21 protein-coding genes are annotated in these 24,458 nt (G+C 71.0%); 10 read left to right on the top strand and 11 right to left on the bottom strand.

Going from position 1 to position 24,458, the window contains the following annotated elements; translation table 11 throughout:
- Positions 1-276: 276 nt before the first annotated feature.
- The 3 genes from WME98_RS40785 to WME98_RS40795 all read left to right on the top strand — a co-directional run bounded on the left by WME98_RS40785 (position 277) and on the right by WME98_RS40795 (position 2,607).
- Complete coding sequence (locus tag WME98_RS40785; protein WP_437947065.1) at positions 277-609, top strand: hypothetical protein; 333 nt, start codon at positions 277-279, stop codon at positions 607-609.
- Positions 579-1,007: a hypothetical protein gene (locus WME98_RS40790; RefSeq protein WP_437947066.1), complete on the top strand. Its 429-nt coding sequence runs from the start codon at positions 579-581 to the stop codon at positions 1,005-1,007. The genes WME98_RS40785 and WME98_RS40790 overlap by 31 nt, the downstream gene beginning before the upstream one ends.
- A 130-nt stretch (positions 1,008-1,137) precedes the next feature.
- Positions 1,138-2,607 (top strand): protein adenylyltransferase SelO, encoded by a 1,470-nt coding sequence (locus tag WME98_RS40795; RefSeq protein ID WP_437947067.1) that lies wholly within the window; start codon positions 1,138-1,140, stop codon positions 2,605-2,607.
- 13 nt (positions 2,608-2,620) lie between these two features.
- Here WME98_RS40795 and WME98_RS40800 read toward each other — a convergent pair whose 3' ends face one another.
- Entirely contained in the window at positions 2,621-3,709 is a 1,089-nt protein-coding gene (locus WME98_RS40800; protein WP_437337933.1) for a HisA/HisF-related TIM barrel protein, read from the bottom strand.
- A gap of 440 nt (positions 3,710-4,149) precedes the next feature.
- Here WME98_RS40800 and WME98_RS40805 point away from each other — a divergent pair, with 440 nt between their 5' ends.
- Positions 4,150-5,700, top strand: coding sequence for an outer membrane protein assembly factor BamB family protein (locus WME98_RS40805; protein WP_437947068.1), 1,551 nt, complete (start codon positions 4,150-4,152; stop codon positions 5,698-5,700).
- 21 nt (positions 5,701-5,721) lie between these two features.
- Here WME98_RS40805 and WME98_RS40810 read toward each other — a convergent pair whose 3' ends face one another.
- Positions 5,722-6,129 carry a hypothetical protein gene (locus tag WME98_RS40810; protein WP_437947069.1) on the bottom strand — a complete coding sequence of 136 codons (408 nt, stop codon included), beginning with the start codon at positions 6,127-6,129 and terminating at the stop codon, positions 5,722-5,724.
- A 480-nt stretch (positions 6,130-6,609) separates the two neighbouring features.
- On the opposite strand from WME98_RS40810, the gene WME98_RS40815 reads away from it, so the two are divergent.
- On the top strand, positions 6,610-7,470 hold the full coding sequence (locus WME98_RS40815) for a hypothetical protein (RefSeq protein WP_437947070.1): 861 nt from the start codon (positions 6,610-6,612) through the stop codon (positions 7,468-7,470).
- A gap of 59 nt (positions 7,471-7,529) precedes the next feature.
- On the opposite strand, the gene WME98_RS40820 is transcribed toward WME98_RS40815, so the two are convergent.
- Entirely contained in the window at positions 7,530-8,573 is a 1,044-nt protein-coding gene (locus WME98_RS40820; RefSeq protein WP_061629098.1) for a glucose 1-dehydrogenase, read from the bottom strand.
- Positions 8,574-8,599: 26 nt separating this feature from the next.
- Positions 8,600-10,396: a glycoside hydrolase family 15 protein gene (locus WME98_RS40825; RefSeq protein WP_437947071.1), complete on the bottom strand. Its 1,797-nt coding sequence runs from the start codon at positions 10,394-10,396 to the stop codon at positions 8,600-8,602.
- 336 nt (positions 10,397-10,732) lie between these two features.
- Here WME98_RS40825 and WME98_RS40830 point away from each other — a divergent pair, with 336 nt between their 5' ends.
- From WME98_RS40830 to WME98_RS40840, 3 genes are all read left to right on the top strand, one after another.
- Positions 10,733-11,140 carry a hypothetical protein gene (locus WME98_RS40830; RefSeq protein WP_437337939.1) on the top strand — a complete coding sequence of 136 codons (408 nt, stop codon included), beginning with the start codon at positions 10,733-10,735 and terminating at the stop codon, positions 11,138-11,140.
- A 147-nt stretch (positions 11,141-11,287) separates the two neighbouring features.
- Positions 11,288-11,890, top strand: a complete 603-nt coding sequence (locus WME98_RS40835; RefSeq protein ID WP_437947072.1) for a GrpB family protein — start codon at positions 11,288-11,290, stop codon at positions 11,888-11,890.
- 208 nt (positions 11,891-12,098) lie between these two features.
- Positions 12,099-13,133 (top strand): zinc-dependent alcohol dehydrogenase, encoded by a 1,035-nt coding sequence (locus WME98_RS40840; protein ID WP_437337941.1) that lies wholly within the window; start codon positions 12,099-12,101, stop codon positions 13,131-13,133.
- 7 nt (positions 13,134-13,140) lie between these two features.
- On the opposite strand, the gene WME98_RS40845 is transcribed toward WME98_RS40840, so the two are convergent.
- The gene (locus WME98_RS40845; protein WP_437947073.1) at positions 13,141-14,676 is read right to left on the bottom strand and encodes a lectin; all 1,536 of its coding nucleotides are present in this window, start codon (positions 14,674-14,676) and stop codon (positions 13,141-13,143) included.
- 858 nt (positions 14,677-15,534) lie between these two features.
- Between WME98_RS40845 and WME98_RS40850 the strand changes: the two genes are divergently transcribed.
- Positions 15,535-16,668 (top strand): STAS domain-containing protein, encoded by a 1,134-nt coding sequence (locus WME98_RS40850; protein WP_437947074.1) that lies wholly within the window; start codon positions 15,535-15,537, stop codon positions 16,666-16,668.
- 316 nt (positions 16,669-16,984) lie between these two features.
- Positions 16,985-17,593, top strand: a complete 609-nt coding sequence (locus WME98_RS40855) for a nuclear transport factor 2 family protein (RefSeq protein ID WP_437947075.1) — start codon at positions 16,985-16,987, stop codon at positions 17,591-17,593.
- A 20-nt stretch (positions 17,594-17,613) separates the two neighbouring features.
- On the opposite strand, the gene WME98_RS40860 is transcribed toward WME98_RS40855, so the two are convergent.
- The 6 genes from WME98_RS40860 to WME98_RS40885 form a co-directional block, all read right to left on the bottom strand.
- Positions 17,614-18,429 carry a hypothetical protein gene (locus WME98_RS40860; protein WP_437947076.1) on the bottom strand — a complete coding sequence of 272 codons (816 nt, stop codon included), beginning with the start codon at positions 18,427-18,429 and terminating at the stop codon, positions 17,614-17,616.
- Entirely contained in the window at positions 18,429-19,427 is a 999-nt protein-coding gene (locus tag WME98_RS40865; protein ID WP_437947077.1) for a hypothetical protein, read from the bottom strand. Before WME98_RS40865 ends, WME98_RS40860 begins: the two co-directional genes overlap by 1 nt.
- Positions 19,417-20,931 (bottom strand): serine/threonine-protein kinase, encoded by a 1,515-nt coding sequence (locus WME98_RS40870; RefSeq protein WP_437947078.1) that lies wholly within the window; start codon positions 20,929-20,931, stop codon positions 19,417-19,419. The genes WME98_RS40865 and WME98_RS40870 overlap by 11 nt, the downstream gene beginning before the upstream one ends.
- A gap of 242 nt (positions 20,932-21,173) precedes the next feature.
- A complete protein-coding gene (locus tag WME98_RS40875) occupies positions 21,174-21,671 on the bottom strand; it encodes an anthrone oxygenase family protein (RefSeq protein ID WP_437947079.1) in 498 nt (165 codons plus the stop codon).
- Between the two features lie 27 nt (positions 21,672-21,698).
- Entirely contained in the window at positions 21,699-22,478 is a 780-nt protein-coding gene (locus tag WME98_RS40880; RefSeq protein WP_437947080.1) for an alpha/beta hydrolase family protein, read from the bottom strand.
- Between the two features lie 754 nt (positions 22,479-23,232).
- Positions 23,233-24,429 (bottom strand): toll/interleukin-1 receptor domain-containing protein, encoded by a 1,197-nt coding sequence (locus tag WME98_RS40885; protein WP_437947081.1) that lies wholly within the window; start codon positions 24,427-24,429, stop codon positions 23,233-23,235.
- Positions 24,430-24,458: the final 29 nt, after the last annotated feature.

Raw genomic sequence — 24,458 nt, forward strand, 5'->3', positions numbered from 1 at the left:
CCGTCGGCGGTCGTGATCGCATTGGCCGAAAGCGAGCTCGCACGAAGGCGGGAAGAAGATGGAGCGAACGGCCGCGTCGCGGACGCGAAGGCGCGGGCGCGGCGGCTCAGCAGATCGGCGTCATGCCGCTCAACGTCGGGCGGAGCCCGGAGCCCGCTCCCGGCGCCGCCGAGCGACGTCGATGCGGCGGGAATCCCGGGACCGCAGACATCCCTGAAGCCGTCGAGGTCGCCGGTGGCGCCGTCAGGATGCGTCGCCCTGGCAGGCGGAGGGCGGTTGCGTTCGGGCATCCGCCTCCTCTACGCTCTCCAGGCCTTGCCCTCCCTCGATCCCTGTCACCTGATCGCCAATCGCCCCGACTACGTGGTGGCCACCTGGCGCCAGATCTTCTGCGCCATCTGGCGCCGAGAGACGACCGAGGATGCCGTGCGCCGCGTGCACCACGCGTGCGTGGAGTTCGCAAAGCAACATCTGCGCGGCATCGGGCTGCTCACCGTCGTCGAGGGCGAGGCCTCGTTGCCGCCGGCCGGCGCGCGCAACGCGCTGGCGAGCCGGCGAAGCACACGGGGAGGAGCGCCATGCGACGATTCGCCATCTCTCATCTGCTGATCGCCTGCCTGTCGAGCTGCACGTCCGCGCCGCCGTCCGCGCCCGGGGAGGGGCAGGTCGAGGGGCCACCGCCGCCCGCGGCCGCGTGTCCGACCGAGAAGCTCGCGTTCACCCGGGAGACGGGGTGCGCGAACGATGGATCCGTCGAGTTCTGCCTGCCGGCGGGCGACGAGGCGCTCGTCGCCCGGGTGCGGGGCATCGCGCCCACGATCCAGGAGGGCTCGTCGAGGGGGCGCGCCGGGTGCGATGTGCCCGCGGAGACGCTGTACTTCTTCCCCACCGGAGACGCCGAGTGCGTCGCGCGCCATGGCGCGCTCGAGGGCGCGGCCTGGGACAAGATCTGCCGCATCGCCGCGCTGCCGGAGGTGCGGGCGATCGTGCCGACGTGGTACGAGTGATCGGGGCGCGCCGGGCGCCGCCGCGCTCGCTCGTTTGCGGGGCGGCGCGAGCGCGCGGATTGCAGTAGAACCTCGGCAGAACGACGCGTCTCATGGCGCCGATGGCCCCCACCCGCCCCGAGGTTCCCCGATGAAGCTCGCCTTCGACAACACCTACGCCAGGCTCCCGGACCGGTTCTACGCGCGCGTCGCCCCAGCCAAGGTCCGCGAGCCGCGCGTCGTGAAGGTCAACCGCGCGCTCGCGGAGGTGCTCGGGCTCGACGCGGCGCAGCTCGCGTCCGCGGAGGGGGCAGAGGTGCTCTCCGGCAACGCGCTGCCCGAGGGCGCGGCGCCGATCGCCCTCGCGTACGCGGGGCACCAGTTCGGCAGCTTCGTGAACCAGCTCGGGGACGGCCGGGCCATCCTGCTCGGCGAGGTCGTCGGCAAGGACGGCAAGCGGCGCGACATCCAGCTCAAGGGCGCGGGGCGGACGCCGTTCTCGCGCGGCGGAGACGGGCGCGCCGCCCTCGGGCCGGTGCTGCGCGAGTACGTCGTGAGCGAGGCCATGGCGGCGCTCGGCGTGCCGACGACGCGCGCGCTCGCCGCCGTGACCACGGGCGAGCCGGTCTTCCGCGAGGAGGTGCTCCCGGGCGCGGTGCTCACGCGCGTGGCCGCGAGCCACCTCCGCGTGGGCACGTTCCAGTTCTTCGCCGCGCGGGGCGACCGCGAGGCGCTCTCCACCTTGGCGTCGTACGCGCTCGCCCGGCACTACCCCGAGGCCGCGGGCAGCGGCAACGACGCGCTGGCGCTGCTCGAGCGCGTCATCGAGGCGCAGGCGAGCCTCGTCGCGCGCTGGCTGGGCGTCGGCTTCGTGCACGGCGTGATGAACACCGACAACACCTCGATCTCCGGCGAGACCATCGACTACGGGCCGTGCGCGTTCCTCGACGAGTACGACCCCGAGAAGAAGTTCAGCTCGATCGATCGCGGCGGCCGCTACGCCTTCGGGAACCAGCCGGGCATCGCCCAGTGGAACATGCTGCGGCTCGCCGAGGCGCTCCTGCCGCTCCTCGCCGACGACAAGGACGAGGCCGCCCGCCTGGCCACCGAGCGCGTGCAGCGCTTCACCGGCCTGTTCGTGGAGGCGCACGAGCGCGTCCTCCGGGCGAAGCTGGGGCTCGCGCGCGAGGAGGACGACGACCTCGCGCTCGCCGCCGATCTGCTGGACCGGCTCGCGTCGAACGGCGTCGATTACACCCTCTTCTTTCGCCGGCTGTGCGCGTCGGCGGAGGACACCGCCGCGGACGCGCAGGTGGCCTCGCTGTTCGCGGAGCCCGGCGCCTTCCGCGACTGGGCCGAGGCGTGGCGCCGGCGGCTCGCCAGGGAGGACGTCACGCCGGAGGCGCGAGCGCGGGCGATGCGGCTCGTCAACCCCGCGTTCATCCCGCGCAACCACCGGATCGAGGCGCTCATCCAGGCGGCCGTCCGCGGCGATTTCGAGCCCTTCGAGACGTTCGTGCGGGTGCTCGAGCGCCCGTACGAGGATCAGCCGGAGCTCGCCCACCTGAGCGAGCCCCCGCAGCTGGAAGAGCGCGTGCAGTACACGTTCTGCGGGACGTGATCGGCGCGGCCCCTCAGTCGGCCACGAAGCCTTTCCATCGCCGCAGGTACCCGGCGAAGGTCTCGGAGACGCCGCGCTCGAGCAGCTCGGCGCGCGTGAGCGGCGGCCGCCGCGGCTCCCAGGCGGGATCGGCGATCCGCTGCGGCCAGTCGGGGTTGGCGATGCCGGCGCGCCCCAGCGCGACCGCGGTGGCGCCCTTGTCGAGGAGCGCCTCGGCCTCGGCGCGCGTCCACACGCCGCCGGCGACCACGAGCGGTAGGCTCGGCCCCACCACCTCCCGGAACAGCGGCAGCGGGTGGGCGTCGGGGCGCTTCCGCGAGGGCTTGCTCGCGTCCCACAGCGAGAGGTGGAGGAAGTCGGCGCCGTCCTCGACGAGCCAGCGAGCGAGCTCGAGGTTCTCGTCGAGGTCGAGCCCCTTGGCCTGGCCCCAGTCCTCGGGCGACAGGCGCACGCCGACGACGAAGGACGCGGGCACCGCGGCGCGGACCGCCCGGAGGGTCTCGCGCAGCAGGCGCGCCCGGTTCTCCCACGCGCCGCCCCAGCGATCCGTGCGGCGGTTCTGGGTGGCGGACAGGAACTGGCCGAGGAGGTAGCCGTGCGCGCCGTGCAGCTCGACGCCCGCGAAGCCGGCGAGGAGCGCCCGCGCCGCCGCGTCGCGGAAGCGCTCGATGACGCCGAGGATGTCTTGCTCGGTGGCGGCGCGGGGGACGGGCAGGTCCGGCTCGGCGACGGCGCTGGCGCTCCACGTGGGCAGGCCGGACACCTGCGGATTGGCGCGGAGGCCGCCGTGAAAGAGCTGGACGAGGCCCAGGGCGCCGGGGGCGGCGACCGCGGCCGCGAGCCGGCGCAGGCCGGGCAAGAGCCGGTCGGCGAAGACGCCGAGCTCGCCCTTCCAGGCATGGCCGTCCTCGGCGACGTGGGCGGCGCAGGTCTCGACCACGCCGAAGCCGCCTTGCGCGCGGTAGGAGAGCCAGCGGAGCTCGTCGTCGCCCAGGGAGCCGTCGTCGTGGCTTTGCCCGTTCGTGAGCGGGGCGAGCCAGACGCGGTTCCTGGCGGTGAGGCCGTTCGGGAAGGAGAAAGGCGAGAGCAGGGGTGAGGTCACGGGGCGAGTGTGTAGCATTCGCCGGGCCACACGCGCTCCGTGCTGCGCGCGCTCGGGTCGCGGCGGGGGGCGCGCGGCGCGCTGGCAGCGCAGCGGCGGTGGCGCGACGCGCGGCGGGACCGGCGGCGAGGCGCGGCGCGGACGCGACGGCGCTTGTCACGTCGCTGCGCGCCGGGCAGGCGTCCCGCACCCTGCTGCGGCCGCAGCAGCGCGCCTGCCGCGCGCGGCGGTGAGCCGCAGGCTATCCCGAGGTGCTCAAACCTGCGTCGCGGTATCCGTACCTCGGCCATGTCATGGGCGCTTCGGCCACCCTCTCTATCCGATTGACACGCAGCCAGATCCGGCGTGACGTATGTCCGGGGCGTCGTGTTGCAGCAGCGGCGGAACGAACGAGCCGGGCCGCCGAGCGCCGCTCACCTCGATACCCCAGGAGGATCATCATGAAGCGCATCTTCTGGGCGCGGTCCGCGGTCGCGGCCGCCGCATGTCTCGCCGGGCTCTATATCGCCCAAGGTCGCACCGCCATGGGCACGGGCACCGGGCGCTGGACGATGTACGGCAGGGATCTCGCCAATACGCACCACGCGACCGGCGAGAACGAGATTGGGACGTCGAACGTCGGTTCGCTCTCCGTGAAGTGGGCCTTCACGACGACTGGCATCGTCCCCGCGACGCCGGCGGTCGACCACGGCGCGGTGTACTTTCCGGACGGGGGCGGCAACCTGTACAAGCTCGACGCCGAGACCGGGGTCCCGATCTGGACGCGCGCGATCCCCAGCCTCACGGGCACGGCGGACGCCGTCTCGCGCACGAGCCCCGCGCTCCACGGCCACATGCTGTTCGTCGGCACCCAGGCCGGCGCGCACATGCTCGCCGTGGACAGCCGCACCGGCGATCTCCTGTGGAAGACGCAGCTCGACCCGCACCCCGCGGCGATCATCACGCAGTCTCCCGTCGTGCACGGCGGGCGCGTGTACGTGGGCGTCTCCTCGCGCGAGGAGCTCTTCGCCGCGGACAACGCGTATCCGTGCTGCTCGTTCCGCGGCAGCGTGGTCGCGCTCGACGCGGTGACCGGGGAGGTGCTCTGGCAGCGCTACTTGGTCCCCGCCGGTTTCACCGGCGGCGCCGTCTGGGGCGGCGCGCCCGCGATCGACCTCGGGCGTCGCACCTTGTACGTGACGACCGGCAACAACTACACCGTGCCTCCGGCCGTCTCCGCGTGCGTGGAGGCGGCCGGCGACGACGCCCTCGCCGTGGAGGCCTGCCTCCCGGCCGACAACTACATCGATGCGATCCTCGCGCTCGACCTCGACACCGGCGCGCTGAAGTGGGCGCGGCGGCTCCAGGGCTTCGATGCATGGACGGGGGCGTGCTATTTCGGCGGCGACTGGTGCCCTGATCCGGCGGGCCCGGATTACGACTTCGGCACGGGCGCCACGCTGTTCTCGGCCGGCGCGGGGGCGGAGCGCCGCGATCTGGTCGGCGCCGGCCAGAAGAGCGGCATCTTCTGGGCGCTCGACCGGGACGACGGGAGCGTGGTGTGGAGCACGCTGGTCGGCCCCGGCGGGGAGCTGGGCGGCATCATGTGGGGAGTCGCCGTGGACGAGAGCCGGATCTACGTGCCGATCGGCAACAACGGCGGGGTCGAGTACACGCTGGAGCCCTCCGGCCAGGTCGTCTCGTGGGGATCGTGGAGCGCGCTCGACACCGCGACGGGCGACATCCTGTGGCAGACGCCCGATCCCACGCCGGGCGCGCAGGATCGGGGGCCGCTGACGGTCGCGAACGGCGTTGTCTACGCCGGCTCGATGAGCGGCAACGTGCACGCCCTGAGCGCCGCGACGGGCGCGATCCTCTGGAGCCATCCGGCCGACGGCTCGGTCAGCGCCGGGCCGGCGGTGGCGCGCGGCAGGGTGTACTGGGGGAGCGGCTACGAGAGCTTCGGGATCGGCACGCCGGGCAACACGCTGTTCGCGTTCAGCTTGCCGTAGCGCTGCGCCGGGCTCTCCAGGTCAGGACGTCGCGTCCGGTCGGTCCGGCGCGGTCCGGGTGGAGTCGCGCGGAACGATGATGAACCAGAGGAGGACGTGACCCACAATCGCTGCCGTCCATAGCGCCAGCAGCGGGAGACCGAGCCGGGGGAGCGCCGACATCCCGTGGGGAGCGGCGAGGAGGCCCATGAGCAACGCCGCTGCAGGTGCCCCCATGCCGAACAGCAGATGGGCAGCCGTCCGGAGCGCAGCAAAGGCGAGGCGACCAGGGCTCTGCGCGAGGTTGCGAGCGTACACCGCAATCGCGGTTGCCCCGAGCGCCCCGGCCACCCACGGGGCGGTCGGGAACGGCCCCGCGGCTTTCGTGGTCCAGTAGCGAATCCAGACGGCGGCCATCAGCGCGAGCCACCCGGCCAGTCCATGGGCCATCGCGCACCCCAGCTCACGGAATTGCCTACCGCCCCTGGTCATCGTGGAACCGTAGTGTAGCTGACAGCCGCCCCGCCGTGTCAAGAAGACCGGGGGAGGGCGTCCGGGGCTGGAGCCCGCGCGGGCTCTCACACACGATCCGCGGGGTTCATCTCGATCCGGAGGCAATCCGCAGGTCGAGCGCGGCCTGCGCTCCGATCGACCTCGCCATCGCGCCAGCGCGTCGGCCGGACGTCCCTGGAGCGCCTCGACCGACACTCCTCCTGTGCAAAGCACGTGGCGAATTGTCGCAGTGGGGCGTGCGTGCAGGTCGCGCGTGAAAGGTAACGACACGTGATGACATGTCCTCATCGGGCTCCGGCGCATCGTCGCAAACCCCTCTCGTGCGCTTTTTTCAACAGACGCTCAGCCCGCACGCCTGGATCGTGACTTGCAATCTCACGGAACATGCATCGACACACCGCTCTCGGACTGGCAATCATGGGTCTCTCGCTGACGCTCGGCTGCGTCGGCGAAGTTGAAACCGCGGAGGCGCTCGACGAGAGCGCCGATGCATTCTCGACGGCGCCCGGCGAGCCGAACCACGAGGAGATCACCTACACGGCCCTGTCGTTCCTGAAGCCTTCCGTGCTCACAGCCCTGAAGGTCGGGAACGTGTCCACGGACGTCGCGTTCCATTTCAGCAACGCCGCCCACTTCGATGACTGCAACTTCAGCGGAGGCGCCGCCTTCGTCGCCGCGAGTCAAGCCGAGGCGGTGCGCGCGCTGGGCCCGGGCATTCCGCTCCTGGATGGGGATGCCCGGGCCATGCTGGCCTTCGGGCGTTCGCTCCACGCGGTGCAGGACTTCTACGCACACACGAACTGGGTCGAGCTCGGCGGCGACGTCCTCGTGGACGAGTCGCTCACCGCTTTCCCCGCGCTCGTGCCGTATTCCGCGATCCCGTCGACGGGCTTCATCGTCGTGCAGGGCGACAAGCCGAAGCGAGCGGCGGTGACGCGCGACGCCCGCGCACCGTACCCGGAATACGCCATCGTGACGGTCCGGGTCGAGCGGAAGAAGGCCTATGGGCTCGTCTCGGGTACGGTCGAGTACGAGCAGGGGGACTACTGTCCGCCTCCGGTCGCGATGACGCACGACGAGCTCAGCAAGGACAAAACATCATTGACGGATCGCACGGCGCAGCACCTGGCGGCGAAGTCGCTCGCCGTCCAGCAGACACGCCATGAGTGGTGCCGGCTCAACCAGCTGGCGCACGACGCGTGGGGCGACGCCGGGACCGCGCGCCTCGCGGCGTGGGTCGCGGACCCGAGCTCGGCGCCCGACTGCGCTATCGAGTGACCCACAAGGGCCGTCTTCCGCGGGCCCGAGAGGTCCCTCCTCCGGCGGCGCCGGCGCGCTCACGCGAAGGCGATGATGGGCTTCACGTCCGCCGGCTTTCGCACGAGCGCCTCGGCCCAGCGGTCGAGCGGGACCCGGCGGGTGAGGAGGCGGTCGAGCCAGCCTTGATCCGCCCGGGCGAGCGACGCGGCGGCCGCCTCGTAGTGCCGCCGATTCGCGTTGACCGTGCCGAAGACGACCGTGTTCTCGAGCACCATCTCGCGGTTCAGCCCCTGCACGTCGACCGGGAGCGTCCGCCCGCCCGACGACACCCCGGCGAGGCACACGAGGCCGACCGGCGCCACGACCAGCATCGCGTCGTAGATGAGCCGCCCGACGCCCGTGCACTCGATGACCACGTCCACGCCCGCCCCGGCCTCCTGCACGCTGCTCGCGTGGTACGTCGCCCCGAGATCGCGCACGAGGCCGGGCTTCGGCCCCTCGGTCACCCGGTCGAGCACGCGCACCTCGAGGCCGCGCTCCACGCCGAGCAGCGCCGCGAGCAGGCCGATGGGGCCCGCCCCCGTGACGAGCACGCTCCGCGGCTTCCAGCTCGTCCGCGCGCCGATGCGCTCGATCTGGTCCCACGCCTTGGCCACGACGCTCGCCGGCTCGAGCAGCACGCCGCGCTCGCCGAGCTTCTTGTCGACGACCACCGCGAACTCGGGCTCGATGCGGTACCGCTCCGAGGCGTAGCCGTCGATCGCCTTGATGCCGCGCTCGGTGTAGCGGCCGTTGCGGCACATGTCCCACTCGCCCGCCGCGCAGCTCGCGCACGGGACCGGATCGGGGCGGCGCACGATCCCCACCACCCAGTCGCCCCGGTCGAGCCCGCTCCCGGGCGGCGCCTCGAGCACCTCGCCGAGCGACTCGTGCCCGATCACGAGCCGCGCCTTGCCCGGCGGCGCCCACCCGTAACCGCCGCCCACGATCTCGACGTCCGTGCCGCACACGCCGACGGCGAGCGTCTTGACCAGCACCGGCCCGTGCGCGCTGGGCGGCTCGGGGATGTCTTCCAGGCGCCCGGAGCTCGGTTTGCCGGGCTCGACCGTGATGGCGCGCATCGAGCTCTCCTTTCTTCGTGTGAGCCTCAACGAGATCGATGAGCCGCGGGCCCCTCGCGGTCCAGGGCAAGATTGAACGCGGTGTCGACCAGCGCCAGATGGCTGAACGCCTGGGGGAAGTTCCCGAGCAGCCGCTCGCTCGCGGGGTCGTACTCCTCCGAGAGCAGGCCGACGTCGTTGCGCAGGGCGAGCAGCCGCTCGAACAGCGCCCGCGCCTCGGCGGCGCGGCCCATGAGGGCATAGCAGTCCGCCAGCCAGAAGCTGCACGCGAGGAACACCCCCTCGCCGCCGGGCAGGCCGTCGACCGCCCCCGCCGGGCCGGTCGGGTAGCGGAGCACGAAGCCCCCGCGCAGGAGCTCGCGCTCGATCGCGCGCACCGTGCCCGCGACGCGCGGGTCGTCCGGCGGGAGGAAGCCGACGAGCGGGATGAGCAGCGTGCTCGCGTCGAGCACCTGGCTGCCGTACGACTGCGTGAACGCGCCGCGGCCCCGGTCGAACCCCTTCTCGCACACCTCGGCGTGCACCGCGTCGCGCAGCGCGCGCCAGCGGTCGACCGGGCCTTCCAGCCCGAGCTGCTCCACGGTCTTCACGGCGCGATCGAACGCGACCCAGGCCATCACCCGCGAATAGGTGAAGGGGCGCGGCCCGCCCCGCACCTCCCAGATGCCCTCGTCGGGCCGGCGCCAGTTCGACTCGAGGAAGTCCATCAGCTTGCGCTGGAGGCGCCAGGCCTCCGGCTCCGGCGCGAGGCCGGTGCGGCGCGCCTGGTACATCGTGTCCATCACCTCGCCGTAGACGTCGAGCTGGAGCTGCGCGACCGCGGCGTTGCCGGCGCGCACCGGCCGCGAGCCCTCGTAGCCCGGCAGCCAGGGGAGCTCGACCTCGCGGAGCCGCCGCTCGCCCGCGATGCCGTAGAGGATCTGGAGCTTCGAGGGGTCGCCCGCGATGGCGCGCAGGAGCCAGTCGCGCCAGGCCTCGGCCTCGTCGCTGTGGCCGCCGAGCAGCAGCGCGTAGAGCGTGAGGGTCGCGTCGCGCAGCCAGCAGAAGCGGTAGTCCCAGTTGCGCACGCCGCCGATCCACTCGGGGAGCGAGGTCGTCGGCGCCGCGACGAGCCCGCCGGTGGGCGCGTGGGTGAGGGCCTTGAGGGCGACGAGCGACGAGACGACCGCCTCCCTCCACGGTCCGGCGTGGGCGCAGCGGCTCGACCAGGAGCGCCACCACGCCTCGGCGTTCTGCACCTCGCGCTCGGCGTCGAGCGCCTCGGGCGGCGGCTCGTGCGACGGGTGCCACGTGAGCACGAAGGGGATGCGCTGTCCCGCGTGGACGTCGAAGTCGGCGACCGTGGTGAGCCCCGCGCCGCGGAGCGGCACCCCCGCGCGCAGGATCAGCGCGTCGGGCCCGGCCACCGCGCGCAGCGCGCCGCCGATCGAGCGCACCCAGGGCACGATCGAGCCGTAATCGAAGCGAATGATGAGCTCCAGGGAGACCGGGACCCGGCCGCGCACGCCCTCGACGACGCGCACCACGTCCGGCGCCCTCCCGCGCAGCGGCATGCAATCCACGAGCCGGACCGCGCCTTCGGCCGTGGTGAACTCGGTCTCGAGCACGAGCGTGCCCTCGCGGTAGCGGCGCGCGACGCGGGGCGCCGGGTCCTTCGGCGCGATCCGGAAGCGGCCGTGCTCCGGCGCCCCGAGCAGGGCGGCGAAGCAGGCGGCCGAATCGAAGCGCGGCAGGCACAGCCAGTCGATGGAGCCGTCGCGCCCGACCAGCGCCGCGGTCTGTGTGTCCCCGAGCAGCGCGTACTCCTCGATCCGTAGCGGCATGCGAGCTCCCCGACCGGCGCGGCGACGAGCGCCGGCGCCACGCGCTGCGGCGCGAGCACGGAGGATGCCACGCGCCGCGCCGCGGCTTTCGAGCGGCGGCCCGGGCGCGGATGGCCACGCCGTGCACAGCGACGGCCGCCGGGCACAGCCATCGTGTGCGGGCGTCGCGGGGGCACAACCCTGGTGTCCCGGCGCAGCGGACACGACCCTATGGCGCGGGCGCGGCAGAGATTCCTGGGCTGCTCAGAATCGGGGGCCGAGCTCGACGTCGTATCTTTCGAGCCCGCGCAAGCGACCTGCCTCGGGCGGGATCCACGGTACGATGGTGGAGCGCTCATGCCCGAGGTCCTGCGCAACGTCCATTTCATCGTGGCCGTCGATCCCATAGCGAGGATCGTGCGGGTCACGCGGACCGCCGCGCCGTTCGATTCCCTCGAGCAGATCGAGCAGAAGTGCCTGGAAATCATCGCTGCGCTCGCCCCGGTCGACCGGAGCGCGATGTCGCTGCTCCTGGACATTCGCGCGGCCCCGGGGCGAAACGATCCGCAATTCGAAGAGGCGACGCTGCGGCTGCGGACGGCCGCGGTGCGCGGTTTCGGGTGCGTGGCCGTCCTCGTGGCGACCTCCGCCGGGGCGCTGCAGGTCCGGCGCCATAGCCGCGAGGACGGCGTCGATCGCATCATCAGCGACAGCGAGGACGAGCTGCTCGCCTACATCGCCAACGCGCCGCCGCGCTATCGATGATCGCGGCCTCCGGCGGGCGCGGATCTCATCTCGCGCTCCCTCGCCGCGGGCTCGGCTCGGGCCGATCTCCAGCTTCCTCGCCGCGGGATCGAGGCTCGATCCGATCTTCCCACGGGACGCGGAGCACGGCGCGCCTATACTCGCGCCGTGCCCACCGCAGAGGAGATCACGAAGCACCACGAGCCCGCGCCCGATCAGAACCCGTGGGTGAACGGCCCACCGGCGCCGTCGCCGATCGCCGTCGTCGACTACGACGAGCGCTGGCCGGCGCTCTTCGACGTTGTCGCGCGGAAGATCCGCGCCGCCCTCGGCGGCGCCGCCCTGGCGATCGAGCACGTCGGCTCGACCTCGGTGAAAGGGCTGCCCGCCAAGCCGACGATCGACGTCGACCTCACCGTCGCCGATCCCGCCGACGAGCGCGCGTACGTCCCCGCGCTGTCGAGCGCCGGGTTCACGCTGGTCATTCGCGAGCCGGAGTGGCACGAGCATCGGTGCCTCCAGCTCGCCGAGCCGAACAGCAACGTGCATGTCTTCGGCCCCGACTGCCCGGAGGTGATCCGCCACCGGATGTTCCGCCAGTGGCTCACCGAGCACCCGGAGGATCTCGAGCTCTACCGCCGGGCGAAGCTCGCGGCCGCGTCCGCGATCTCCGCGGGGAGCGGCATGGTGATGGACTACAACAAGCACAAGGAACCCGTGATTCGCGCGATCTACGAGCGGATGTTCCGCGCGAACGGGCTCATCCGCTGACGGGCGTCATGCGGTTCGACTCCTCCCAAAAGAATAGTTAGTCTAACTTACCATTGCGTCGCGCGTCGAGGTGGCCGCCGCCAGCGATCCGGAACGTGGGTTGACAAGCGCTCGCCGAGGAAGATTACATGCGCCTTCGCGCCCGCACGGTTGTTCAGCTCGGAGAGGCCGGGCACCGGCGGGGGCGGCGAAAGGGAAGAGTGAGGCGGTGCGCGCAACCTTCATCCACGGCATCCGCGACGTCCGGTTCGGCGAGGTCGAGCCTCCGCAGCCGCGCGACGGCATGGTGATGATCCAGGTCGCCGGCTGCGGGATCTGCGGCAGCGATCTGCATTATTACCTGGAGGGGGGGATCGGCTCGGCGCAGATCCACCGCGCCTTCGTGCCGGGACACGAGCTCGCCGGCTGGGTCGTCCAGGACCATCCGGAGCTGGGCCTGTCCAGGGGGCAGCTGGTCGCCGTCGACCCCGCGCACTCCTGCGGCCGCTGCGAGTGGTGCCAGCGCGGCCACGTGAACCTGTGCCCCTTCGTGGAGTTTCTGGGGGCGCCGCCGCTCCATGGCGGCATGACGGAGCGGGTCGTCGTGCATCCCGACCAGGTCGTGCCGGTCCCGGCGGGCTTCTCGGTGCGCCGGGCGGTGATGCTGGAGCCGCTCGGCGTCGCGATCCACGCCATCGACCTCGCCCGGCCCCACCTGCAGGAGACGGTGGTGGTGCTGGGCTGCGGGCCGATCGGCCTGTGCCTGGTCCAGCTCGCGCGCCGCTCGGGCGCCGCCCGCGTCTTCGCCATCGATCCCGTGGCCTACCGGGCCGAGGCGGCGCGTCGGCTGGGCGCGCACGACGCGGCGCCGGCGCTGGCGGCCGTCCTGGAGTGGACGGGCGGCCGGGGCGCCGATCTCGTGCTCGAGGCGACGAACTCGCCCGACGGCTTCCACCACGCGGCCGAAGCCGCGCGCATCGGCGGGCGGATCCTGCTGGCGGGCATCCCCGAGGGCGACCGCTACGCCTTGCCGGCGGCGCTGTGCCGCCGCAAGGGGCTGAAGGTGAAGTTCTCCCGGCGCATGGGGCATGTGTACCCGCGGGCGATCCACATGGTCGCCGAGGGCGCGGTGGACGTCGATTCCATCGTCACCCACCGCTTCGATCTGTCGGACGCCGAGAAGGGTTTCCGTTTGCAGGCGGATTGCCAGGACGGGGCGCTGAAATCGATCATCGTCCCCGAGGACGGCGGCACCCCGTTCTGATCCCGGCTCAGTCGCCGAGGATGACGCGGAAGATGCGCTCGTTGCTGTTGTTGGGGACGCTGTCCGTGCCCCCGGTGTTGGTCGTCGTCAGCCAGAGATTGCCGTCGAGGGTGGGCTCGACGGTGCGGAGGCGGCCGTAGGTGCCCACGAACAGCTGCTGCACGCTGGTGAGGCTGCTCCCGCTGATGACCGCGCGGTACATCCGTGTCCCCCGCTGACACGCGGCGTAGAAGACGTCGTCCACGATCGCGATCCCGCTGCACGACCCCTCGGAGGTCGGGTACGTGAGCTTGGGCGCGATGTAGCCCGCGGTGCCGCACCCGCTGCCGCCTTGCGAGACGGTGCCCTCGCAGTTCGGCCAGCCGTAGTTGCCGCCTTTCTGGATGAGGTTGGTCTCATCCATCACGGTGTTGCCGAACTCCTGCTCCCAGAGCCGACCCGCGGAGTCGAACGCCAGCCCCTGCGGGTTCCGGTGGCCGTAGCTCCACACGTAGTTCCCGAACGGGTTGTCCGACGGGACGCTGCCGTCGGGATCGAGCCGCAGGACCTTCCCGGCGAGGCTGCTCGTGTCCTGCGCCAGGTTCGCGTTCTGCGCGTCGCCCGTCGTCGCGTAGAGCTTGCCGTCCGGCCCCCACCGCAGCCGGCCGCCGTTGTGGTACTTGTTGCGGGGGATGCCCGAGATCAGCACCTGCTCGGTGGACGTGTCGAGCTGGTTGCCGACGACCTGGATCCGCACGATCCGGTTGTCCGTGGGCGACGTGTGCATGATGTAGAGCCAGCGGTCGGTCTCGAACGTCGGCGCGATGGCCAGCCCCATCAGGCCCCCTTCGCCGTCCGTGCCCGCGACGTTCGGCACCGTGCCGATCGAGGTCTTCGCGCCGGTGCTCGGGTTGAGCTGGACGATGTCGTCCGCGTCCCTCCGGCTGTAAAGGACCGTGCCGTCCGGCAGCGAGACCAGGCCCCACGGGAGGTCGGTGTCCGTGGCGACCTGGACGACCTCGCAGACCCCCGAGCTGCAGCCCGACCCCGTCGACGACCATCGCTGGTTCGTCTGGTTGTTGCAGGTCCAGATCTGAACGGCGGTGCCGTTGGTCGTCCGCTGCCCCTCCACGTCCAGGCATAGCCCGGACTGCTGGTGGACGATGGCGCCGGCCGAGCTCCTCGTCCATTTCTGGCGAGCCTGGCCGCTGCAATTGGCGATCACGGCCTTGGTCCCCGCGGTGGTCGCGCCGTTCGCCGGCTCGACGCACCGGGTGCCGCCGTAGACCTGGAGCTCACCTGCGGATGTAAAATTGAAGCTCTGGTTGTCCTGTCCATTGCAGGTGTAGATCTGCAGGGCGGTCCCTGTCGTGGTGCTCCTCCCTTTCACGTCCAGGCATTTCCCGGACGCGACGCTGGTCAACGGGGCGCCCGTCACGGCGGCCGCCTCGTCGGTGTCGAGCGCCTCCGGGTCTGCGCCTGGATCGTCGATGCAGCCGGCAGGGAAGAGCGCCAGCGTGGCCAGTCCGGTCAACCAGTACCGAGAACATCCATGTCTCTTCATGATCGTTCCATCCATGTTGGCAGTCCGTTTGCTCGCCGAAAGGTCATCCCGGGCGAGGCCGAAGCGACGTCCTGGCATCGATTTCGTAGGGCCTCGTCCGACCTGGCTCGCGACGGAATTTGACAATCGACGGCGATTGACGGTGATCGACGATGATCGCGCGGCTACGACGATGAAGCCTGCTTGGCTTACCATGCTCGACCACGTTCGCAACGGGTTTCCATGGCCTGGAACCAGAAGGTTTCATGATGCAATGCCATCATCTTGTTTCGCTGCGACGGCCTCAGCCGCGAGGCCAATGACGCTCGGCGCCCGCTCTCGCCCGATAGGCCGACGAGCATTGCATGGCGCAAAAGCGCCTCACCGAGCGCCCTGTGGAGCAAAATGCCTCACCCGGCGGCGGTGCGATGCCGCGTGCCGTTGCCGTGCTCCGCCGCGGATCGGGGGGGCGGCCGCCGGCGCCGGCGAAGCTGCACAGTTGTCGTGTACGTGCCTTCGCTCGACGGCTGGCGGGCACACGGCGGTGGCAGCGAGAGACGGTGCGCCGTTGTCCCACCATGGTGCACGCCGGCCGCTCGATGGCTGTCGGCGCTGCGATCGCCGTCGCGGCGCTCTCTATCCAGGTATCGGGAGGAGCGGGGGAGCCGCGGCGCCTCGTGGATGGCGCCTCGCGGCATCCCCCGGGCAACCTGGACGCGCGCCGTCCCAATCGACACGTGAGTACGGCAGCACACAGAGCACCCAAGAGGCCCCGAGCGGGCGAGCGTGGGGGAGCGTTCTAGGCGCGCCGGTAACCCGTCTGCTCGATATGGATCCTCGACACTGACGGCTCGATCGAGGTAGTCTGCCAAGCTGGACATGCCACAGCCAGACAGCACGACCAGCACGCTCGACGACTTTTTCCTGCATTGTACGGAGCTGGTCTTCATCGCCGGCGAGGGTGGCGCGCTGCTCCGCGCGAGCCGCGCGCTCACGCGCGCGATGGGCGCCGAGCTCCTCGACGGGGAGTCTGCAGCAGGGCTCGGCCCCCTGGTTCATCCGGACGACAGGCGCTCGTTCGACGAGGCGTGGCGGCGTGTCCGCGCCGCGGCGGAGCCCATAACCGTCGACGTGCGGCTGAAGACGGCCGACGGATCCTTCAAGTACTTCCAGTGCGACGCGCGATGGGTGCCCGAGAAGGAAGAGGTCTATGGAACGCTCCGCGACGCCGAGGAGCGCATCCAGCACGAGATACAGCTGAAGCTCCTCCGGGCGATCAACGACCACCTCCCCGTCTGCCTGTGGGCGATCGACGCGCGGGGGGAATTCGTCCTCCACGACGGGAAGGGGCTCGAGTCCGCGGGGCTCAAGCCGGGGCAGTTCGTCGGCCTCAACATCTTCGAGATCTACCCGGAGTCGGGCACGGCGGTCCTGCGCAAGGCGCTCGAGGGCACGATGTCGACCTTCGTGAACGAGATCGACGGCGTCCACTGGGAGGCCTGGTATCTGCCCATCCAGAACGAGCGCGGCGACGTCACCCACGTCGCGGGGGTCACCCTCGACGTCACGGCCTCGAAGCGGATCGAGCAGGAGCTCCGCGCGAAGCTCGATCTCATCGAGCGGCAGCAGCAGGTCATCCGCTCGCTGTCGACGCCGATCATCCAGGTGTGGGACCGCGTGCTCACGCTGCCCCTCGTGGGCATGCTCGACAGCACGCGCGCCGCCGACGTGATGGAAGGCGTGCTCCGCGAGGTCGTCCGGACGCAGGCGCGCTATGCCATCCTCGATCTCACCGGGATCGACGCGATGGACACGGAGACGGCGAACCACCTCTTGAAGCTCTCCGCGGCCATCAAGCTCCTCGGCGCCGAGGGGATCATCACGGGCATCCACCCGGCGATCGCCCAGACCATCGTCGGGCTGGGCGTGGATCTCTCGTCGATCGAGACGCGCTCGACGCTGCGCCAGGGGCTCGAGCACTGCATTCGCAGCATGCGCCGGAGCGCCGCGTAGCGCGCGTGTAGCGCGGCTCACCAGCGCTGGCCGCGCGGCGCGAGGTGGCGCGAGGTGGACAATCTGACAGCGTACGTCGACGTCGCCGGCGAGCGCCGGGCGGACGACGGCTCCGCACGTGCGCCCGAACCTGTGGAGCTCGACCGTCGAACCTGCCACATGATCACACGATGACGTGATGACGCGATGACGCGACGCCCTCGCGTCAGATCCTGAAGCTCGGGGCAATCTGTCCTTGACGGAGTTTGTTAAGATATTTAGGTTATATCTTTGATCCTTGGCGACTTGCATACGCCCACCGAAAGGGGTGAGTTCCATGAGCACGAACGGCGATCGTTTCAGCGGCTTTCTGCGTCGTGCCTTGCCGGCGGCCTCCGCGCTCGCGCTGGCGGGCGCCGTCACCATGTCGATCGCGAAGCCCGCGGAGGGCACGCCCCCGAACGGCCTGCCGGAGCTCAAGGCGCTGCAGGAGATCGAGCAGCTCGAGTACTGCTACGCGGCCGGGACCGACGCGATCGGCCGCGGTGATCTGGAGACGGGCAAGGCGATCTACGCGAGGTGCTTCACCGAGGACGCGCCCGTCCTCATCTGGGAAGCCGGCGCCGATCCGGGCGACCCGCCGGTGGTCTCGGTGCCCAGCGCCGAGGCCTGGGCCGATTTCATCGACGTCCTGTTCGCGGAGTCCGGTTACGTGGGCACGCAGCACCTGATCAGCAACGTTCGTATCGACATCCTCCCTGGCGGCCGCCGGGCGAAGATCACCTCCTACCTGATCGCGACGCACGTCTACGACCCGCTGAGCAGCGTCCAGGTCGCGCATGGCACCTACGAGAACGAGGCGGTCTTGACGAACTCGGGCTGGAAGCTCAGCAAGCGCACGTTCCGCACCCTCTCGTTCATGCGCATCGACTCGCCGGAGCCCTGAGCGAGCGCCGCGCGCGCAGCTCAGGGGACGAACGCGATGTCGTCGACGAGCATGTCGAACACGGTCGACTTCGCCGTGTGGAACTCGATCGAATAGACGTGCGCGGCGTCGAACGCCGGGGGCGCCGGGACGCCCCAGCCGTCCGTGCTGAGGACGGAGAACATGACGGTGTACTGCGCCCACTCGGTCGTGAGGTCGAGCCCCTCGCCGAAGTGGTCGCCGCAGCCCGAGCCCTCGCACACGCCGCCTTCGCGATCGGTGTTGCGGTCGGGGAAGTTCACGTAGATGTGCGTCGGCGCCGCCGCCTTGGCCCAGAAGGTCAGGCCCACGTAGGCGGAGGCGTCGTAGCTCAACTTCGCTCCTCCCGGGGCGAGGTTGAGGTCGAACCCCATCCCGGCCCCCCTCGTGACGAAGCCGCTTCCGGCGACGTGGGCGGCGTAGTTGCTCGGGTCGTGCCCGGGCGAGACCGGGACGAAGGGGCGGCCGGGCAAAGGCGTCTGCGTGCCGCTCCGGGTGCCGTCGTTGTACGTGTACCAGCTGCCGACGCGGCCCTGGCACCGGAGGATCGCGCTGTCGCCGTCCTCGAGGTCGTCCAGGAGCGCCGTGCAGGGAGGCGGCTCGGCCCCGGCGTCTGAGGCGCCGGCGCCCCCGGTTCCCGCGGCGCCGCCCGTGCCCGCGGCGCCGCCAGAGCCCGCGGTGCCGCCAGCGCCCGCGGCGCCGCCATCGAGGCCGAACGGGTCGGGGTCGTATTCGCCGGACGAGATGCCGAGGACGAGGCCGCACCCGGCGGCGAGCACCGAGGCGCAGAGGCCGGCGGCGAGCACCCGGAGGCGCATCAGAAGCTGCCTCGCACGAGCGCGCCGCCCAGCGTGGGTGTCAGCCCGACCGACGCGCCCTTCGACGGGCTCGGCGCGGTCAGCCAGAGCACGCCGCCGCCGGCGATGGCCGCGAGGCCGACGCCGAAGACCACCGTCGCGACGTTGGCGCGCGCCACGGCGCCGTCGCGGATGTCCATGCCGCGCTGGTCGCAGCGGTCGCCGTTGCAGAACGGGCGCGACTCGTCGAACCGCGCTTTCGCCGCGAAGCCGAGCGCCGTCCCGACGCCCACGGCCACGATCCCCGCGCCGCCCGTCACGAGCGCGAGCGTGCGGCGCCCGCTGCCGTCGCCGCCCGCGTCCGCCGACGCGGGGTCGTCCTCCAGCGCGCGCACGACGAGGGTCGAGGTCGCGCCGCCCGGCTCGACCGCGATCTGCGCCGTCCACGCCCGCTTGCCCGGCGCGCTCGCCTCGACGACGTGGGTCCCCGCGTCGACGGGCATGGGCACGCCCCACTGGCCGGGGCCGACCGGCCTGCCGTCGCGCTTCACCTCGAGGCCCGGCGTGCTCGCGGCCTCGACGACCACCGTGAGGCGCGAGACCTTCGGCTGGACGGCCGCCGCGCGCTCGCGCGCCTTCGCCTCCTTCGCCGGGTCGCCGCTCGCGCGCACCCGGGCGGCGACCTCGAGGAACTGCGCCCACGCCGACGCCATCTTGCCGACGCGCTCGTAGCAATCGGCGAGGAAGTACCGGGTGTTGACGCTGTCGTAGAGGCGCAGGCTCTCCTCGTACTTGGGGCAGGCGCGCGCCGCCTGGCCGGCGTCGACGAGCGCCCCCGCCTCCCGGAACAGCGCCACGGCGCCCGCCTTGTCGTCGGCCCTCGCCGCGGGGCCTCCCGCGATCGTCGCCGTCAGGCCGGCGCCGATCGCGCAGAGGCATGCGATCCACCTGGGCCCGCGCGTCGCTCGGCTCCTCGTCTGCGGCGGCGTCATCGTGTCGGCGAGGGTATCAGAAGACATCGCGCTGGAAGGGATCCGCGCCGGTGGGCCGCTTCGGGGGCGGCGCGCTGCGCTTCGGGGGAGCCGAGCCGCTCGGCTTCGCGGGCCTCGGCGCCGCGGTGGGCGTGGCGCGCGCCTGGTCGTGCTGCCCGTCGGCCGACGCGCCGGGCGCGGCGCCGGGCGGCGGCGCGGCGCTCGCGGAAGGCTTGGCCGCCGCGGGAGGAGGCTCGGCCGCCGCGGGAGGGAGCTCGGCCGCCGCGGGCGACGGCGCGGCGCTCGCGGAAGGCTCGATGGCCACGGAAGGCGCGGCGCTCGGGGGCGCGGCGCGGGGCTCCGCCTGAGCGCCCTGCGCGGCCTCGGTCGGCGCGGTCTCGGGCGATGGGCGCGAGAGGAACACGCCGCTGGCCACGACCGCGAGGCCGAGCCCGAGCGCGATGGGGAGGACGCGCCGGTCGAGCGACGCTGGCCTGCGGTTCGTCGTGCCGACCGGCACGATCGTGTGCGCTCCGTCGGCGGGCATGGCCGCCGCGGCGGTGGCGGCCCCGGGCGCCGAGGCCGCGAGCACAGCGCCGCCCTGCGGCGGGGCTCCCGCCGGGAGCGCGCCGCGCAGCGCGCCGAAGAGGCGCTCGGCGGCCGCGCGCAGGTGCGGCGGGGCGAAGGGCACGAGCGCGAGCGCGAAGTCCGCGGCGGTGGGGAAGCGGCGATCGCGATCGCGCGCGATCGCCGTGAGGATCGCCTGCTCCAGGGGCTCCGGGAGGTCCGGGCGCAGCGCGCGCGGGCGCTGCGGCTCGCCCTGCGTGACCAGATAGACGAGCTGCGCGAGCTCCAGCGCGACGAACGGCGTTCGCCCCGTGAGCAGCTGGAAGAGCACGACGCCCAGCGAATAGATGTCCGCGCGGCCGTCGACGTCGCTCGCCGAGCGGAGCTGCTCGGGGGACATGTAGAGGGGCGAGCCGAGCACGCCGCCGACCCGCGTCAGCGCGTGGTCCTCTGCGTGCGACATCTTCGAGATCCCGAAGTCGAGCACCTTGACGCACGGCGAGCCGTCCGCGTTCCGCGTGAGGAACAGGTTGCTCGGCTTCACGTCGCGGTGGACGATGCCTTGCGCGTGCGCCTCCGCGAGCGCCTCGCACGCCTGGAGCACGAGGTCGACGGCCAGGGGAATCGAGAGGGGCCCGCTCTCCGCGAGCACGGCGGCGAGGTCCTTCCCCTCGAGGTGGTCCATGACCATGTACGGCGCGCCGTTCTCCAGCGTGCCGACGTCGGCGACGCGCACGACGTGCGGGCTGCGGATGCGCACCGCGGCGCGCCCCTCCCTCAGGAAGCGCTGGAGGATCTCTGGATCCTGCACGTACCGCGGCAGGAGCACCTTGATCGCGACGCGATCGTCGAGCGCGAGGTGGCGCGCGGCGACGACGAGCCCCATGGCGCCCCGCCCGAGGACGCTCTCGACGCGGTACTTGCCGAGGAGCACGTCTCCTGGGGCAATTCCAATCGAGAGCTGGTCGGGGGTGGAGGTGGACATGGGAAGGACTGGACGGGGTTGCGCAGGGACGTCCAATATGCCACGTTGAGCGGTTTTTGCAATTCCACCGCTTCGGCCGCTCGATCGAGCGATCGTGGTCGTATCGTGCGCTGGGCTCGCTGCGATGTCGCGGCGTCCCGACTCGGCCGTTGCCTTCGGGGGGACGGCACGACGCGCGGGTCGTCATGGCGTCTCTGGCATCGGCGGCGCAGCGCCGCGCTCTCTCCCTGTCGGACTCGCGATCACCCGGCGCGCGCGCTCTGGACGAGGGCGAGCGTGAGCAGGGCGGCGGACGCGAGGGCCGCGAGCGCCCGCGCGGTGTTCCACGTCGTCCACGCGGGGACGTAGCGAGCCCACGTCTCCGCGGCCGCCGCGGCCTGCGGCGAGACCCGCTCCAGCGCATCGTTGAGCGGCACGTTGCGCACCATCGTGACCAGGAACGTGCCGACGACGTACAGCGCGCCCCCGGCGACGCGGAGCGCCGAGCCCGCCTCCGACCAGCGGAGCATCGAGACGATGGCGAGGATCAGGCACGCCCCCGCGGTCCCCACGAACACGCCCAGGAATGAGCGATTCAGCACGACCACGTTGATCGACTGCATCGCCGCCATGCCCTCGGCCGGCGGGAGCCTGGCCAGCGCGGGCATCACGAAGCTCGAGAACGCGAAGAACACCCCCGCGATCAGCCCACACCCGAGCGTCGACGCGAGGGTCAGGAAGAACAGCGCTTGCGGGATCATCGGCTTCACACCCTCCATCTGGCTCGGTCATGGCTGTCGACGTGCGGCCCGCGGCGCGGCGGGCCGGCGTCCGGCGGCTCGCTTGCGCGGGGCGCGCCCTGCTTCCGGCGGGCGGGGCTCATCGCGCTTGCCGGGGGCCTGCTTCGCGAGCCAGGCGTCGATGGCGGCGAGGATCTCGGCGAGCACGCTGTCGGCGGTCCGTCCGGCGGATTTCAGGAGCTCGAGGGAGTGGTCGCCGCCCTCCACCACATGCAGGCTCGCGCGAGCGCCGAGGCGCTTCAGCACCGGCCGGAGGAGATCGAGGCTGCAGAGCGGATCGCGGGTGCCCTGGAGGAAGAGCATCGGCGCCTCGATGGCCGAGAGGTGCTTGTCGCGGAGCGGGGCGCGCTTGCCCGCGGGGTGCAGCGGGTAGCCGAGGAACACGAGCCCGTCGCAGGGGACGCCGCGCGCGGCGAGGAGGGAGGCGATCCGGCCGCCCATGGATTTGCCGCCGATCAGGAGCCGCTGGGGTTTGTCTTTTCGCAGCCGCGCGATGGCCGCCTCGTAGGCCATCTCGAGCTTTTCCGGCCTGTCGGGCGCCCTGCGGCCGAGCTCCTTGTAGGGGAAGTTGAAGCGCAGCGCCGTGTGGCCGCGGTCCTTGAGCCCCCTGGCCACGTCGACCAGGAGCTGCGCGTGCATGTCGCCGCCGGCCCCGTGGCCCAGCACCACGGCCACGCCGGAGCGCTTCGCGCGCGCGGCGGGCGCGTGGAGCACGCCCGAGACCGCGCTTCCGTCGGGGAGGGGGATCGAGAGGGCTCGCTCGGGCATGGGGGCGTCATGCCATGGCCGAGGGGCCGGCGTCGAGGGCGGCGCAAGGGCGGGCGCGGCGAGCCGCGCTGGGGGCGGGGCTCGATGGGAAGGGCTGGCGCTACTTCCCCTCGTCTGGGGGAGCAGGATGACACGATCGAGCGGATTTACGCGGGTTTCGACGGGATCGAGGTCGACGTCAATACGCCGATCGCGGGCGCTAACCCCGCGATCTCTGGTCGGCCGGACGATTCCGTGACGCTTCCGGCGATGCCCTCGGCGCCCATGCAAGAGGCAGCGCTGGCGACCCCTCCTCGACCCGAAGCAGCGCCCGCTGCGTCTCCGGCGGGCAGCCCGCGCCAGGTGCTCGTCGCGACCCTGACGCAGACCATCACCGCCGCCCACGCGGCGGGCGATCTTGCGACCGCGCAGATCGCCGCTCGCACCCTCTCGGAGCTCCTCAGCGCCCCGCAGGCGACGCCGCGGACGGCGCCTGTCGTCGACCTCGCTCGCGTTCGACGAGCGCGCTCTTGAGCCCATCCTGAACGCCACCGCGGCCGTGCTGGACGCTGTGGCCGTCCACTAGGCCACCACGCCGGGAAGTACTACGACAATGCCTCTCGTCGCCGGGAGGTCGCCGTCGACGATCCGCTGGCCCACGTTGCCGGCCTGGGGTGCGAGCCGTTCCCGCACAGGGAGGTCGAGGTGCGCGTTGTGCTCGGAGCAGCACGCAATATCTTGGTCCTGTCGCACCGCCGCGAACTGTGCGGTCGCCCTACTCGTGCGGGTCGTAGTCGTCGCCATAGTACTCTATGCTCGCATCGACATTCTCGTATTCAACGTCTCCATCTGCGCTGACAATGGCATCTGCACTTCCACAAATGCGGGTGCCGCAGTACATCTTTTCGTCCAGCTGCTGTCCGGACGCAAAAAATCGAAAGTGAACCACACAACGCTCTCGCTCCACTTCAATATTCACGTCGTCGATGACAATCTCATCAATTTCCCAGTCCGTCGCATTTGTATCGGCCATGGCATCGCAGAACGACTCCGAATCGATTAGGCCATATGACTTGTCGGAAATCTCGTCGTATACCGTGTCAACAACTTGCTCATCGGACATGTCGCACAGCTGCTCAATATAATTCAAGTCGCCTGCTGCTGCCAACAGCTGACGAAGCAACGTTGTATCACCTTGTGAGATCCCGGAAGGGGCGCCGGAAGCGGGAAAACGGGAGAGGTCACGGCAAGACAGAAGCGCCTTCTCATAAAGAGCGGCACCACCTTCGTCGAGAATGCCACATCGATTCAATTCTAAAGCCGTGGGGGTTTGGTTCAATATCTTCCCGCGAAGTTTTAGTCGTCGCTTAATTGCCATATCGACTTGATTCCAGAGTGAGACAGACTCGATTTCCTCAACGATTGTCGCATGCGCAGCATATCCGTCGGCCGAAGTTTCGCTGTTTGTCTGGGCTGGTAATGCGACAATTTTTGTGGTGTGAGGAACGAGAGGTACACTGCCGTGTTCCTCGTCTGAACTTCGCGCGGCCTTTGCAATCAATCGAGCAATCTTCGCGAGCTCGGCGTCTCGTTGTGCTCCGCGATAGGAGTCAAATGGCTTCTCCGGGTTATTAGCTGCCCAGTAGTGGCACAACGGGGTCTCTTCATGGAGACATGATCCAACGCAAATCCAAAGCACTGTCAATCCTTGCCGAGAAGCAGAATCAAGAATGCGTCGAAGTTCACCGTTGACAATAAGATCGGAGTCCAAGAAGTTGGAGCTTATTAGAAGCACTGCGACACACGCGGAATCAATGGCCGCATCAATTTCCTGGCGCCATTTTTTTTTGTGCCCAGGTCCGATCTGCGTGGTGTCCCAAACCGAAATCGCTCGCTCGCGGGTCAACGGTCGAAGCATCTTTTTGAGCCGCGCAAGCCACTTTACGTCGTCGTAGCAATAACTAATGAACACGTTGTTTCGCGTCACGTCGGTTCTCGCTG

This window comes from Sorangium sp. So ce296 (assembly GCF_051529605.1).
Taxonomy (GTDB): Bacteria; Myxococcota_A; Polyangia; order Polyangiales; family Polyangiaceae; genus Sorangium; species Sorangium cellulosum_D.

Bases quoted from the DNA above. Each gene is read 5' to 3' on its own strand.
- WME98_RS40790 (WP_437947066.1), top strand. From the start codon at position 579: ATGCGACGATTCGCCATCTCTCATCTGCTGATCGCCTGCCTGTCGAGC.
- WME98_RS40795 (WP_437947067.1), top strand. From the start codon at position 1,138: ATGAAGCTCGCCTTCGACAACACCTACGCCAGGCTCCCGGACCGGTTC.
- WME98_RS40805 (WP_437947068.1), top strand. From the start codon at position 4,150: ATGAAGCGCATCTTCTGGGCGCGGTCCGCGGTCGCGGCCGCCGCATGT.
- WME98_RS40810 (WP_437947069.1), bottom strand. From the start codon at position 6,129: ATGGCCCATGGACTGGCCGGGTGGCTCGCGCTGATGGCCGCCGTCTGG.
- WME98_RS40815 (WP_437947070.1), top strand. From the start codon at position 6,610: ATGGGTCTCTCGCTGACGCTCGGCTGCGTCGGCGAAGTTGAAACCGCG.
- WME98_RS40820 (WP_061629098.1), bottom strand. From the start codon at position 8,573: ATGCGCGCCATCACGGTCGAGCCCGGCAAACCGAGCTCCGGGCGCCTG.
- WME98_RS40825 (WP_437947071.1), bottom strand. From the start codon at position 10,396: ATGCCGCTACGGATCGAGGAGTACGCGCTGCTCGGGGACACACAGACC.
- WME98_RS40830 (WP_437337939.1), top strand. From the start codon at position 10,733: ATGCCCGAGGTCCTGCGCAACGTCCATTTCATCGTGGCCGTCGATCCC.
- WME98_RS40845 (WP_437947073.1), bottom strand. From the start codon at position 14,676: ATGAAGAGACATGGATGTTCTCGGTACTGGTTGACCGGACTGGCCACG.
- WME98_RS40850 (WP_437947074.1), top strand. From the start codon at position 15,535: ATGCCACAGCCAGACAGCACGACCAGCACGCTCGACGACTTTTTCCTG.
- WME98_RS40855 (WP_437947075.1), top strand. From the start codon at position 16,985: ATGAGCACGAACGGCGATCGTTTCAGCGGCTTTCTGCGTCGTGCCTTG.
- WME98_RS40860 (WP_437947076.1), bottom strand. From the start codon at position 18,429: ATGCGCCTCCGGGTGCTCGCCGCCGGCCTCTGCGCCTCGGTGCTCGCC.
- WME98_RS40865 (WP_437947077.1), bottom strand. From the start codon at position 19,427: ATGTCTTCTGATACCCTCGCCGACACGATGACGCCGCCGCAGACGAGG.
- WME98_RS40870 (WP_437947078.1), bottom strand. From the start codon at position 20,931: ATGTCCACCTCCACCCCCGACCAGCTCTCGATTGGAATTGCCCCAGGA.
- WME98_RS40875 (WP_437947079.1), bottom strand. From the start codon at position 21,671: ATGATCCCGCAAGCGCTGTTCTTCCTGACCCTCGCGTCGACGCTCGGG.
- WME98_RS40880 (WP_437947080.1), bottom strand. From the start codon at position 22,478: ATGCCCGAGCGAGCCCTCTCGATCCCCCTCCCCGACGGAAGCGCGGTC.